At 37.8% G+C, this 14,005-nt stretch carries 13 protein-coding genes; 11 read left to right on the top strand and 2 right to left on the bottom strand.

Features of this window, described 5'->3' with window-relative positions; all coding sequences use genetic code 11:
* Window positions 1-34 precede the first annotated feature (34 nt).
* Window positions 35-775, top strand: a complete 741-nt coding sequence (gene mlaA / locus DK857_RS07060; protein WP_075670556.1) for a phospholipid-binding lipoprotein MlaA — start codon at window positions 35-37, stop codon at window positions 773-775.
* An 84-nt stretch (window positions 776-859) separates the two neighbouring features.
* Here mlaA and fadL read toward each other — a convergent pair whose 3' ends face one another.
* Entirely contained in the window at window positions 860-2,215 is a 1,356-nt protein-coding gene (fadL, locus tag DK857_RS07055; RefSeq protein WP_109401854.1) for a long-chain fatty acid transporter FadL, read from the bottom strand.
* A 345-nt stretch (window positions 2,216-2,560) separates the two neighbouring features.
* On the opposite strand from fadL, the gene DK857_RS07050 reads away from it, so the two are divergent.
* The 4 genes from DK857_RS07050 to sixA all read left to right on the top strand — a co-directional run bounded on the left by DK857_RS07050 (window position 2,561) and on the right by sixA (window position 7,415).
* A complete protein-coding gene (locus DK857_RS07050; protein ID WP_006533378.1) occupies window positions 2,561-2,857 on the top strand; it encodes a YfcZ/YiiS family protein in 297 nt (98 codons plus the stop codon).
* A 235-nt stretch (window positions 2,858-3,092) separates the two neighbouring features.
* Complete coding sequence (gene fadI, locus DK857_RS07045) at window positions 3,093-4,397, top strand: acetyl-CoA C-acyltransferase FadI (RefSeq protein WP_109393026.1); 1,305 nt, start codon at window positions 3,093-3,095, stop codon at window positions 4,395-4,397.
* Window positions 4,397-6,553 carry a fatty acid oxidation complex subunit alpha FadJ gene (gene fadJ, locus DK857_RS07040; RefSeq protein ID WP_109401853.1) on the top strand — a complete coding sequence of 719 codons (2,157 nt, stop codon included), beginning with the start codon at window positions 4,397-4,399 and terminating at the stop codon, window positions 6,551-6,553. Before fadI ends, fadJ begins: the two co-directional genes overlap by 1 nt.
* 388 nt (window positions 6,554-6,941) lie before the next feature.
* Window positions 6,942-7,415, top strand: coding sequence for a phosphohistidine phosphatase SixA (gene sixA, locus DK857_RS07030; RefSeq protein WP_075670568.1), 474 nt, complete (start codon window positions 6,942-6,944; stop codon window positions 7,413-7,415).
* An 88-nt stretch (window positions 7,416-7,503) separates the two neighbouring features.
* Here sixA and smrB read toward each other — a convergent pair whose 3' ends face one another.
* Window positions 7,504-8,046 (bottom strand): endonuclease SmrB, encoded by a 543-nt coding sequence (gene smrB, locus DK857_RS07025; RefSeq protein WP_075670570.1) that lies wholly within the window; start codon window positions 8,044-8,046, stop codon window positions 7,504-7,506.
* A 590-nt stretch (window positions 8,047-8,636) separates the two neighbouring features.
* On the opposite strand from smrB, the gene prmB reads away from it, so the two are divergent.
* From prmB to DK857_RS06995, 6 genes are all read left to right on the top strand, one after another.
* Window positions 8,637-9,569, top strand: a complete 933-nt coding sequence (prmB, locus tag DK857_RS07020; protein ID WP_109401852.1) for a 50S ribosomal protein L3 N(5)-glutamine methyltransferase — start codon at window positions 8,637-8,639, stop codon at window positions 9,567-9,569.
* A gap of 84 nt (window positions 9,570-9,653) precedes the next feature.
* A complete protein-coding gene (gene aroC / locus DK857_RS07015) occupies window positions 9,654-10,739 on the top strand; it encodes a chorismate synthase (RefSeq protein ID WP_109401851.1) in 1,086 nt (361 codons plus the stop codon).
* Between the two features lie 168 nt (window positions 10,740-10,907).
* Window positions 10,908-11,708 (top strand): sulfite exporter TauE/SafE family protein, encoded by an 801-nt coding sequence (locus DK857_RS07010; protein WP_109393032.1) that lies wholly within the window; start codon window positions 10,908-10,910, stop codon window positions 11,706-11,708.
* Window positions 11,709-11,725: 17 nt separating this feature from the next.
* Window positions 11,726-12,280, top strand: coding sequence for an elongation factor P hydroxylase (locus DK857_RS07005; RefSeq protein WP_109393033.1), 555 nt, complete (start codon window positions 11,726-11,728; stop codon window positions 12,278-12,280).
* Window positions 12,281-12,433: 153 nt separating this feature from the next.
* Window positions 12,434-12,706 (top strand): YfcL family protein, encoded by a 273-nt coding sequence (locus DK857_RS07000; protein WP_109393034.1) that lies wholly within the window; start codon window positions 12,434-12,436, stop codon window positions 12,704-12,706.
* 327 nt (window positions 12,707-13,033) lie between these two features.
* The gene (locus DK857_RS06995) at window positions 13,034-13,930 is read left to right on the top strand and encodes a cupin domain-containing protein (protein WP_109401850.1); all 897 of its coding nucleotides are present in this window, start codon (window positions 13,034-13,036) and stop codon (window positions 13,928-13,930) included.
* Window positions 13,931-14,005: the final 75 nt, after the last annotated feature.

Genomic DNA, 14,005 nt, shown 5'->3' with positions numbered 1-14,005 from the left:
GCTGTCCATCATAAGATAATTAGCGGAGAACATTATGAAGTATCGCCTGTGCGGTGTTGCTCTTTCAGTCGCCTTACTTTCAGGATGTGCAAGTACCCCTAATAATGGGGAGGGGCGCTCTGACCCATTGGAAGGGTTCAACCGCCAGATGTTTGATTTTAACTACTATGTTTTAGACCCCTATATCTTACGCCCTGTTGCGGTTGTTTGGCGTGATTATGTGCCACCACCAGCAAGAAATGGCTTATCTAACTTTTTAGGTAACTTAGAAGAGCCGGCAAGTATGGTAAACAGCGTATTGCGTGGTGACTTTGAGAAGGGGGCAAAACATTTTGGTCGTTTCTGGATTAATACCGTTTTTGGTATGGGTGGCTTAATAGATGTCGCTGGTATGTCTAAAGAAACGATGGAAAAAGAAGTCCCAATGCGATTTGGTAGCACGTTAGGTCATTATGGTATGGATTATGGCCCCTATGTGGTTGTACCGGGCTATGGTAGCTTTACTGTCCGTGAAGAGGGCGGTGACTGGGCTGACTTAACGTATCCTATGCTGAGCTATTTAACTTTTTGGATGTCAGCAGGTAAGTGGGCATTAGAGGGCATTGAAACACGGGCACAATTGCTCGATTCCGATGCGATTTTACAAAACTCGTCTGATCCATATTTAATGATGCGCGAAGCTTATTTCCAGCGTAACGACTTTCAAGCTGATGGCACTGTAAAAGAAAATCCTAATGCGAAAGCTATTGAAGATGATTTAGATTCTATCGATTAGTTTATTATCTTTGTTAGCTTGATGAATAAATAAAAAAATGGTCTTAAAAAAGACCATTTTTTGTATAAAAAGCATAGTGAAAAATTAGAAGCGGTAGTTAAAATTCATACCGTATAACCATGCTTTACCTGATGATTCAAACTCATATGCAGGTAATGGTAAATCTTCAGATAATTTCTCTTTGATTGTGACTTTTTTACCGTGCATATATGCTAAGCCAACATCAACAGACATATCTTTGTTAAATGCGTAGGTTGCCCCTGCACTTAACCAGAAACGGTCTTGGTCTGGAATAGAGATTGAGCGTTTATCAGCAGGAACAGGGCTGTCATCAAAAGCAATACCAGTACGGAATGTCCAGTTATCATCGTGATAATAGGTTGTACCTAAAGCGACACGCCATGCATCACGGAAACCTTCTTCTTTCTTGAACAGTTGTTGACCATCACTCTTACGTGTTGCTCTTAGCTCTTCGAAAGCACTCCAGCTTGTATAAGCGAAGTTATAGTGTACCGCCCATTTTGGTGCTACACGGTGATAAGCGGCAAATTCCCAAATTTCAGGTAGGTTAAGGTCAAGTTTACCTTTAATGGTTTCACCGTTAGTGCCTACAATTCCCATTCCTTCGAGTTGTGGAATTGAACGTAAGTCATTTTGGTATTCACCGTCTTTAAATTTGACTTTCACTTTAGAACGGTAGGTGAAACTAATACGGTTACCTTCATCAAATTCATATAATAAACCGGCGTTCCAGCCAAAACCCCATGCATCTCCCTTCAATTGAGCAAAGCGGTCACTTGGCGATAGGCTTGATAAATAACCGCCTAATTGCTCCATGCCCGGTTTTTGTGATAAAGCACCACCTAAAACTTTACCCGCTTCACCAACATGGCGTGTAATTTCTGCATCAGCATAAAGGGCATTTAAGCCTAAACCAACACTAAATTGGTTATTAACACGGTAACCTGTGCTTAGATTTAAGTTCATGGTTTTTAAATCAGTTTTACCACCGATGAGACCCGCAGGATAATCGTTCGGAAAATCTGTTGCTAAACCAAAGTTTGTTGTACCTGATGCGCCAATGGCCCATTTATCATTGATTGGTGCTACAAAGTGGATATTAGGCACTAATGCACTTGGTGCGATGTCTTTTGCAGTGGTATCAGTACCAGTAAGAGGTGATTTACCTTTAACATCAACGCCTGGATTAATAAGGATAGCACCAACAGAGAATTCAGGGCGATCAAACATGGTAAGTGCCGCTGGGTTACGGCTACCTACGCTTGCGTCATCGGCGATAACGCCTTCCCCTGAAAATGCACGCCCTAGTGCTGAAGTAGAATATTCATTTAACTGAAAACCGGCAGCGCCTGCTTGAGAGGAAATTGCTCCTACAATGGCAGCTAGTGCTGTGCGAGTAAACAGGTTTTTACGGTTCATGACCTAAACCCTCATAATTTTTTTAAGTTAGTAACTTCTGATTAGAAGCGCTGGATTTTAGGTGCGGTTGTCGTTATGACAAATCAGACCAGTTGATTAAGTATAAAGTTGATTATCCCGAATGTTGCAAGTATGTTTTACAAATATTGCTGTTTAGATTCAATAATTGAGATTTGGTTAACATATTTTTCACAAAATATGCCAATAAAGATGTTTTTGATTGTTAAATAAACAGAGTAATCAATTATTTTTGTAAAATTGTAATAAAATTTGAGCTAAAGCAGTTTATTTTATTTTTTTGCGATTATGATAGATAATTAACATTTCTTTCGTTGGGAGACTAAAATGGCAGACGCAATTAATCGTTGTAGTGCAGAAGAAACCGCTGCTTGCTGTTGTGTAGATGTGGGTACTATTATTGACAATAAGAATTGCACAGCGTCATATCAGCATGTCTTCGCTGATAAAGTACAAGCGCAAGCAATGTTAGATCAACTTAGTGCAAAAGCACAATCTATCGCTTCAGAGCCTTGCAAAATCAATCAACAATTTGCTGATGTTGATGGTGGTGTTCAACTTACCGCTGATTTTACATTTTCTTGTGAAGCAGAAAACCTAATTTTCCAGTTAGGATTACGTTAATCCTCTGAAATTAATAGATTTAAGGCTGTTGAAATTCGACAGCCTTTTTTTATATCTCTCGATCACTCCATTCTCTTTTCTATCATTATTGTTAAGTTTCAGACATTTCATCGAAATATTGAGCGCTAACTCCCACTTCTCGTAAAATGACGTTTCTGAAAGGTGAAATTTTTGTTAACACTATTATCAGGTCAGACCTCTTTGGTGTTAGGAAATCATTTTGTCAGGAGCCGTTATGAAGTCATCAACGAACAGTGCTATGAAAGATCGCATCGCCATTGTCAGCGGGCTACGCTTACCTTTTGCTAAACAAGCGACGGCGTATCGAGGAATACCTGCGGTTGAATTAGGGCGTTCAGTGGTTCAAGAATTAGTGATTCGCAATGAAATTCCTCCCGAAATTATTGATCAACTTGTTTTCGGTCAAGTGGTTCAAATGCCAGAGGCACCTAACATTGCCAGAGAAATTGTTCTCGGCGCAGGGTTAAGTGTAAAAACTGATGCTTATAGTGTAACAAGAGCATGTGCAACAAGCTTTCAGGCGATTGCTAATGTTGCTGAAAGCATGATGGCTGGACATGTTTCTGTCGGTATTGCTGGTGGTGCAGACTCTTCTTCAGTTTTGCCTATCGGAGTTAGTAAAAAGCTTGCAGATGTTTTATTAAGCCTTAATAAGGCCAAGTCACTAGGTCAGAAATTAAGTTATTTAAGCCAATTACGATTTCGTGATCTCCTTCCTGTGGCACCCGCAGTTGCTGAATATTCAACGGGGTTGCGTATGGGAGATACCGCTGAGCAAATGGCAAAGACTTATCATATTTCCAGAGTTGCTCAAGATGAATTAGCGCATCGTTCTCATCAATTAGCAACGAAAGCATGGGAAATGGGTAAATTAGATGATGAAGTCATGACTGCGTTTTTCCCTCCTTACAAAGAAGGTTTTCATCAAGATAACAATATTCGTAAAAATTCAGTTCTTGATTCTTATGCCAAACTCAAACCTGCCTTTGATCGTCGTCATGGTAGTGTCACTGCCGCAAACAGTACGCCATTAACCGATGGCGCAGCCGCTGTATTAATGATGAAAGAATCTGTTGCTAAAAGTCTCGGTTATCAGCCTTTAGGTTATTTGCGTAGTTATGCTTTTACAGCGACAGATGTTTGGAAAGATATGCTATTGGGACCATCATATGCCACACCACTTGCGCTTTCTCGCGCTGGTCTTGCATTGAGTGATTTAACGTTAATTGATATGCATGAAGCTTTTGCTGCACAAACATTAAGCAATTTGACACTATTTGCCAGTGAGCGTTTTGCTAAAGAGCAACTAGGATTATCCAAGGCGATTGGAGAAGTGGATATGGATAAATTTAATGTGCTAGGCGGTTCTATTGCTTATGGGCATCCATTTGCAGCGACTGGCGCAAGAATGGTCACACAGACACTACATGAGCTTAAACGTCGAGGTGGAGGGTTTGGGTTAACCACTGCTTGTGCGGCTGGTGGATTAGGTGCAGCGATGATTTTGGAGGTGGAATAATGGAACAACAAACAACACTAGAAAAATCATCTGTTTTTCAATTCTCAGTTCGTAATGACAAAGTAGGCATTATCACTATTGATGTTATTGGTGAAAAAGTAAATACACTAAAAGCAGAGTTTGTGCAGCAGTTTCAAGATGTTTTAAAGCAAGCTCAGCAACACTCAGGTGTAAAAGGATTGATTATCACTTCAGGTAAAACAGACAGTTTTATTGCGGGTGCGGATATCTCCATGATTGCGGGTTGTAAAACTAAAGAAGAAGCGAGTGCATTAGCAAAAGCAGGGCAGGATCTTTTTACGCAACTTGAAAATTACCCATTGCCTGTTGTAGCTGCTATCAATGGTGCATGCCTTGGTGGAGGGCTTGAATTAGCCTTAGCCTGTCATGGACGAATTTGTTCTGATAATAATAAAACACGTTTAGGGCTTCCTGAAGTGCAACTTGGATTACTACCGGGCTCTGGCGGAACTCAACGTTTACCTCGTCTTATTGGTGTGACATCTGCGTTAGACATGATCTTAACGGGTAGACAAATTAATGCGAAACGAGCCTTAAAATTAGGCCTTGTAAACGATGTTGTCTCACAAGATATTCTATTAGAAGTTGCAGCTAAATGGATTTTATCGGGTAAAAAAGAGCAGAAAAAACATTCGATAATGGATCGCTTTTGGGCAAATACGACTTTAGGTAGAAATATACTGTTTGGGCAAGCAAAAAAACGCACATTAGCCAAGACGAAAGGTCACTATCCAGCAGCAGAGCGTATTCTTCATGTCATTGAACGAGGCCTTGAGAAAGATATTCAAACAGGTTTTAAAGAAGAGGCTAATGCGTTTGGTGAACTAGCGATGACACCCGTTTCATCGGCATTAAGACATCTCTTTTTTGCCTCTACGGCACTTAAAAATGAAACTGGATCATCCGAGAAACCAGATAATTTGCACCATATCGGTATTTTAGGTGGTGGATTAATGGGCGGTGGTATTGCCTTTGTGACCGCGACAAAAGGTAATTTACCAGCAAGAATTAAAGATATCAGTGATAAGGGAATTGCTCAGGCGCTTAATTATAGTTGGAAAGCGCTTTCAGCCAAAGTGAGTAAAAAAAGGTTATCTGCACGCGAACGTCAGCGTCAAATGGGGCTACTCTCTGGTTCATTGGATTACAGCGGTTTTCATCAATCAAATATTATTGTTGAAGCGGTTTTTGAAGATCTGGCTTTAAAACAGAAGATGGTTGCAGATATCGAAGAAGTAGGAAAAGGTAAAATTATTTTTGCTTCAAATACCTCTTCACTTCCTATTCATAAAATTGCAGAAACAGCAAAATACCCAGAAAAAGTGATCGGGCTTCACTATTTTAGCCCAGTAGAAAAAATGCCTTTAGTTGAAGTCATTCCGCATGAAAACACCGATGAAAAAACCATCGCCACAACCGTAGCTTTTGCTAAAAAACAGGGCAAGGTTGCAATAGTTGTTGGTGATAAACCGGGATTCTATGTTAACCGTATTCTTGCTCCTTATATCAGTGAAGCATTGACATGCTTAGTACAAGGAGAGCCTATTGAGAATATCGATAAAGCCCTTGTTCAGTTTGGTTTTCCTGTAGGACCTATTCAGTTATTGGATGAAGTGGGGATTGATATTGGAACCAAAATAACACCAATACTAGTGAATGCATTTGGTGAAAGGTTTGCTTCTCCTCCGGCTGTCGATGCCATTATTGCTGATGATAGAAAAGGTCGTAAAAATGGACGAGGTTTTTATCTTTATGCAAAACATGCATTACCTTTCTCATTAGGTAAAAATAAAAAACAGCCTGATCCTGCTATATATCGGTTATTACAAATTAAACCTAAAAGCCAATTATCTTCCTCTGAAATTACGGAGCGCTGTTTATTATTAATGTTAAATGAGGCCGTTCGTTGTTTAGATGAAAATATTATAAAACAACCGCGAGATGGTGATATTGGTGCTGTATTTGGTATCGGTTTTCCTCCTTTTTTTGGTGGTCCATTCCGTTATATGGACAGTATGGGAACAACAAAAGTGGCAGAAAAGCTCAATCAACTTGCCGATAAATACGGAGAAAAATATCGCCCTTGTGAGCGTTTAGTTGAAATGGCTAAACGAAATGAACGTTTTTACGATTAAGGTCATCACTTTACCATTGCTTTTTCCTTTTGTGACACTTGTTTTGATTGAGGCGCTTAGGCGCCTTTTTTCTTGTACTTTTTGCGTCAGATTAATAATTGGTGAATTTTTAATGGAAAAAGAGGTCGAAAGTGTTAATGATAGCCAGATATGGCAAAATAGTTATTTGAAAATAAATTTAAAAACGAAATTTTTTAAAATAAAATTCTGAAAATGATGTTGATTTGTAAACCAACGGCATGATCTTAAAAAGATTAATAATGCTATTGCAATTAGGGTATTGAAGATTTTTATATGGGGATATATTGATTTAAACTGAATTAAATTAAGTATCTTAAAACTGTAAATGCCAGTAATTACAAAAATAAAATAGGTTTAATAATTTACTATGCAAATTTTTATTATGCGCCACGGAGAAGCAGCTCTTGATGCTGCTAGCGATGCATTAAGACCACTGACTGAACGTGGAAAAAGTGAATCAATAAAAATGGCTGAATGGATGATAAAGCAAGGACATATAATTGATTATGTTTTAGTCAGCCCTTATTTACGTGCTCAACAGACTTTGGATGCAGTAAAAGCAGATTTAGCGCTACCTAATAAAATAGAAACAGATGATGGACTTATCCCAGGAGGTAATCCTTCACATGTTGCACATTATTTACGCGCCTTGGGCGATACAGGATATAAAAATATTCTTGTTATTTCTCACTTACCTTTAGTTGGTTATGTTGTCGCTGAACTCTGTCCTGCGGTATGTGCTCCTATGTTTTCAACATCAACTATTGCCTGTGTTGATTTTGATTTATCAAAAGGTGCAGGGGAGTTGTTATGGCAAGTGTCACCCTCAACATTGAAATAAAATTTAAATCAACTAAGTAAATAATTAATTAACACCTTATTTCACCCGATAGGTGATTTAAGGGTTAATGCAATAGAATTTTTGAGGTTTAGCGGCGAGCAATATCGTCGTTTTCTACGAGTACTAATAATGCGGCATCACCTCCCCATTCTTTAGGGGCTTGATGAAAAGCAATTACATCAGGGTGTTGTGCTAACCAAAGAGGTGTTTGCTGCTTTAAAATATGTTTGCCATGCCCATGCATAATACAGGCACAATAAACATGTTCTCGTCTACATGCAGCAATCAATGCGCCAATCTCTTGTTTTGCAATTAACTGTGTTAATCCGTGCAAATCTAGAAAAAATTCAGGTACATAATCACCACGACGTAGTTTTTTTAATTCATAAGCATTAGCGCCTTCCCTTAAATAGCGCATTGGGCCTTCTGTGGCTAAGTTAGGCTGAAATTCATCTGAAAAATAATAAGAGGCATCAACTTGCTCTTGTTGCAGACGTTCAGGCGCGTAATGTGTGACTTTTTTACGTTTTGGCGAATGAAGTATTTTATCTTGAGGTAATTTCTTAGTACCTTTTATCATCTCCTGAAACAACTCAATTTCAGAAGGAGGTAATGAAAATTTTTTATTCATTTTTTACGATTCTTCATAGTGTTACTGTCTTTATAAGGCAATAGTACATGAAATAGTGTCAGAGATAAAAAAGTATAGGCCATAAATTTAGCGTAAAAAAAAGCAGGGAATTTACCCTGCCGAAATAGTCACATAGTTAGCAAATATAGGCTAGTTAATAAGTTGCTCTACTCATGATCTCAGTGGAACATAAAATATTACTATATCTTCAGATTGCGATAAAAAACGATAAAAAGATATTTAAATAGTCTTTAAAATTAGTCATTTGCTTTCAAGCGACTGCATATTGAATGAAAAACATCTATAGGCGCATTTTAGTACACAGTTAATTCTTTCATGCTTTAAGTATGGTCCAATTTCATTTACTTGCTAATAAAAGTTAAATTAAAAGTATAAAATGCTAATCTTTGTTTATGAATAGATCATAAATTTTGCTTTTGATTACCTGATTGAAGCTTAAAACCATAAGAAGTATATGGGTATGATAAAGAGAATAATAATGTAGTGATGTTTTTTTATGGTTTCCCGCTGATTTATCGCGATCTTCATGGCAAACTACAGACTTTCTATTTCTTCAGAGGACAACAGTTTTGGATATAACACTAAAAGAGGAAGCAGTTGCTGATCTAAGCACGATCCTAGATATGTTACGTTGGGCTATGAGTCAGTTTAATTCATCTGATATTTACTATGGTCATGGCACAGATAACGCGTGGGATGAAGCATTACAGCTGGTATTACCGACCATTGCACTTCCTTTAGATATTCCAGATGCGCTGTTATCAACCAAGTTAACAACTTCTGAAAAGATGAAAATTATTACGCTGATCGAAAGCCGTATTGAACAGAAAATCCCAGTTCCTTATTTAACGCATAGCGCTTGGTTTTGTGGCCACGAATTTTATGTCGATGAACGTGTTCTTATTCCTCGCTCTCCTATTGGCGAATTAATCAATAATCATTTTGATGGTTTAATTCAGCAAGAGCCAGCACGTATTCTCGACTTATGCACCGGAAGTGGCTGTATTGCTATTGCTTGTGCTCATGAATTTGAAGATGCTGAAGTTGATGCGGTTGATATTTCTGAAGATGCATTGGAAGTGGCTGAATTTAATATTGAAAACCACGGTTTAGTGCATCGTGTTTATCCAATGCAGTCAGATTTATTTAATGCAATTGTTCCAACACCTTACGATATTATTGTGACAAATCCGCCGTATGTTGATGTAGAAGATATGGGCGATTTACCTGATGAATACCAAGTTGAACCTGAATTAGCATTAGCTTCAGGTATTGATGGTCTTGATATTACAAGACAAATTTTGCTAAAAGCGCCTGAATATCTGAGTGAAAAAGGTATTTTAGTGTGTGAAGTGGGTAATAGTATGGTTCATTTAATTGAGCAATTCCCTGAGGTTCCATTTACATGGCTTGAGTTTGAAAATGGTGGGCTCGGTGTCTTTATGCTGACTCGTGAACAACTCGTCGAATATTCAGCGTGTTTTTCTACTGATAAACATTGATGTAACAGCAATGAGACGGTAGATTGTTATTTATTACAAATAACATATTGATAACATCACACAGTAAAAGATAGGAATAAAGGGATGGCAGGAAACAGTATCGGACAATTATTCAGAGTCACTACTTTCGGTGAGTCTCATGGTATTGCATTAGGTTGCATTGTTGATGGCGTACCTCCTGGATTACCTTTAACAGAAGCCGACTTACAAGTTGATTTAGATAGACGTAGACCCGGAACATCGCGCTATACCACTCAACGCCGTGAACCTGATCAAGTTCGTATTTTATCAGGTGTATTTAATGGTGTCACAACAGGGACAAGCATTGGTTTATTGATTGAAAATACCGATCAACGCTCCCAAGATTACAGTGAAATCAAAGATGTTTTTCGCCCTGGTCATGCTGATTATACCTACGAGCAAAAATATGGTTTGCGTGATTATCGTGGCGGTGGGCGCTCTTCTGCACGAGAAACTGCAATGCGTGTTGCTGCTGGTGCAATAGCTAAAAAATACCTAAAAGAGAAAATGGGTATTGAGGTAAAAGGCTATCTTTCTCAACTAGGCCCGATTACTTGTGATCTTGTTGATTGGTCTATCGTTGAAACCAACCCGTTTTTCTGCCCAGATCCTTCTCGTTTAGAAGCACTTGATGAATACATGCGTGCGCTTAAAAAAGAAGGCAATTCGATTGGTGCAAAAGTGACTGTGGTTGCAGAAGGTGTACCAGCCGGATTTGGTGAGCCTGTTTTTGACAGACTAGATGCAGATTTAGCACACGCATTAATGAGTATTAATGCTGTTAAAGGAATTGAAATTGGTGATGGTTTTGGTGTTGTAACCTTAAAAGGCACTGAAAATAGAGATGAAATCACTAAGAACGGTTTTACTAGCAATCATGCAGGTGGCATTTTAGGTGGGATTAGCAGTGGTCAGCCAATCGTTGCTCATATCGCTTTAAAACCAACATCGAGCATTACTATTGCAGGCAAAACAATTAATCGTGATGGTGAAGAAGTCGATATGATAACCAAAGGTCGTCATGATCCTTGTGTAGGAATACGCGCTATCCCTATTGCTGAGGCAATGACGGCAATTGTTTTGCTCGATCATGCATTGCGCCAACGTGGTCAATGTGGTGATGTTGTACCTCCACTAATGCAATGGTAATCATTCTACATCAATAACGTGGTCGATAAACTGTTGTAAGTTTGATGTTAGCTTTAAAGGTGTGAGCGCCTAATTTTATTATGCTCAGATCGTGTTGCTGTGGTTTTTTAAAATAAATGAGATAAACACAGCAACGCGTCCTTCATTCCTAATAATTCGGATAGATAAATGGATTGGCTCTTTTCAGATGGCATCTACCTTCTTCTTTTCTTTGTTGCTTTAATCGCAGGTTTTATTGATTCAATAGCTGGTGGCGGTGGATTAATCACCATTCCAGCTTTGTTATCTGCGGGGATCCCGCCAGTTCAAGCACTTGCAACAAATAAATTACAATCAGTAGGTGGCTCGTTTTCGGCTACGCTCTATTTTATACGTCGAAAGGTTATTGATTTAAAAGCGCAGCGATTTGCAATTTTAATGACTTTTATTGGTGCTGTTTCTGGCGCCATGCTAGTGCAGTTTATTAATCCCGAAATTCTTAAACAAGCGCTTCCTATTCTTACCATCGCCATTGGTCTCTATTTCCTTATTACTCCATCAATAGGTGCTCAAGACAGTAAACAACGCATTGGTTACTATACTTTTGGGGCAATATTAGGCGGCGGTGTCGGTTTTTATGATGGTATTTTTGGACCGGGTACAGGTTCTTTTTTCGCTTTAGGTTATGTCATGTTACTTGGATATAATCTTTCAAAAGCGACCGCTCATGCTAAATTGCTCAACTTCACCTCTAATTTTGGCTCTTTACTGTTTTTTATTATTGGTGGGCAGGTTATTTGGACTATTGGTTTAGTTATGCTTTGTGGGCAATTTATTGGTGCTCGCTTAGGTGCAGGTTTAGTATTAACAAAAGGGCAAAAATTAATAAGACCTATGCTGGTCATTATCTCCTTTTTGATGAGCATCAAACTCATTCATGACAATCATGGCGATACTATTGCACTTTGGTTTTCTGCACTTTTTAATTAGGAATAGATGGTTTTTAAATGTCAGCACATCATTATCAACAGTTAATTGATATCTTTAATCAATGCTTTAGCGAAAGCTTTCAAACCCGTTTAGTTAAAGGAGATGATGAGCCGATTTATTTGCCTGCAAATGAAGAGACACCTTATCACCAAATCATTTTTGCTCATGGCTTTTATGCCAGTGCCTTACATGAAATATCACATTGGTGTATCGCTGGAGAGGCTCGTCGCCAACAAGTTGATTATGGTTACTGGTATTGTCCTGATGGACGAGATGAAACCACTCAAGGGCAGTTTGAAGTTGTAGAAATCAAACCTCAAGCATTAGATTGGTTATTTTGCCAAGCTGCTGGTTATCCTTTCAATGTTAGTTGTGACAATTTAGAAGGTAACTTTGAGCCTGATCGTTATGAGTTCAGAAATAAAGTTAGAGAACAAGTACTCGCTTATTTACGAGATAAAAACGCGCCACCTCGTGCACAGCTATTTATTAATGCGTTACATTTGTTTTACAATACTCCAGAGCTAACCGAAGAGATGTTTCCTTATCAGGAAAATCCTTTAGTTAATTAAGGATTGCGAGAATAATTATCGCCTATCCACTGTGAAGGTTTTACCCAATAGGGTGGAGTCTGAAGTAGTAAGGTTGCTAGAGCACATGTATTTATGCTCTGTTAATACAGGGTAAATATAAAAGATAGCAACATTATATATTGAGGATAAATAATGCTTTCTGAGTATGAAGCGTACTTATTAGATAAAATTGATAGCCGTGTTGAACATGCCACTGATGATGAATTATTTGCAGGTGGATATTTACAAGGCCATATTACACTGGCTATTGCTGAACTTGAGCAAGAAAATAACACACAGTTAGAAGCGTTAAGAGCGCGTGTAGAAGATAGCATTCAAAAGGCGATAAAAGCAGGTGAGCTTTCACCACCTGATCAAGCGTTAGTTTTATCTACTTGGCATGATTTAGTTAACTCAATTAATTAATCCTGCATGTCTTTTAAGAGAACAACCGGCATAAATCGGTTGTTTTTTCTTTCTTAATATCTTATTAAAATCACAGCCGTTGAGTCATATTTAAGATATTTACTGTTGAATTAGATTGGTTTTTATACAAAAATTGGTTCTTACTATTTATCAATTGTTTTTATTTGATTTTTCAAAGTCGATGTATCTCTCATTGATTAAGCATAATAGTGCTATCTTTTGTAACTCCTTGCCATTTCTGTAAAATTACTTTTAAATGTTTTTTAGGAATGTTTCTCGGGATGCAAATGATTTGCATAGAATATTTATGATAAGGATAACGATACGATGAAAAATTTCTTTAAAATAGGCCTACTGACTAGCGCAGTTTTATTTTTATCGGCTTGTGATCAATTTGATTTAGATAATAAAAAAAATAAGTTTTATTACAGTAATCCAAGCGAAAAAGTCATTAGTTTTAGTGTCGATGATAAAGAATATCAGGTTGAACCGGGTAAGAATGGTTATATAACCCTGTCACCTGGTGAGCATAGTTTAAAAGATAGTGCCGGTAATGATGCTCGATTTATGGTTTATGAGCAGAATAATGGTGGCATACTAAATCCTGATAATTTTATGTATTACACCCTTTCAGAAGTTTATGCAGTAAAAGGAAAAACAGATCAATTTAAACCTGTCGATTACCCCGTTATTATTAATGGTTATGAATTTGAACTGCCAGTGCGTAGCACTAATGCCACATTAATCGATGGTAATATCTTTCAGTGTACTTATGCTTTAGGCGAGCCATTTCCTAATGAAATCCGCACTCGCAATAAAAATAATAATGGTGGCATAAAAAATAAATGCTTTGATAAACCAGAATTTATTAAATATATTTCAGCAGAATACAACAAAGATTTAGAGCCGTTTACTCAAGAAGATGAATATAACGATTCTGTTAATCTGGATTTAGACTATATGTTACCGGCAGCAGAATTTACTGATCCTGATATTCAAGCTGAAGCAGAAGAGCTTGTTTCATTATTAAATCAAGTTCAAGAAAGTGATGATCCGAAGATCCATAACACACTAAAAGATAAACTTCATAAGGCGACACTTGCTGTTGTTCGTGCTTATAGTAACCGTGTGGTGAAGGATTCAGTAGAAGACAATATGTACTATAATCGTTTTATTATAGAGACTCAGAAGTTCCAATCTTACGGTATATTACCTAAAGATTAACGACTTAAAAAATAAGAAGCTATTTTAGTATTAACATAAGCCATCCAACAGGATGGCTTTTTAATAAATTAAGCA

This window comes from Proteus terrae, from assembly GCF_003144325.1.
Lineage (GTDB): Bacteria > Pseudomonadota > Gammaproteobacteria > Enterobacterales > Enterobacteriaceae > Proteus > Proteus terrae.
The sequence above is the reverse complement of the archived record's forward strand: the minus strand, read 5'-3'. Positions and strand labels throughout refer to the sequence as shown.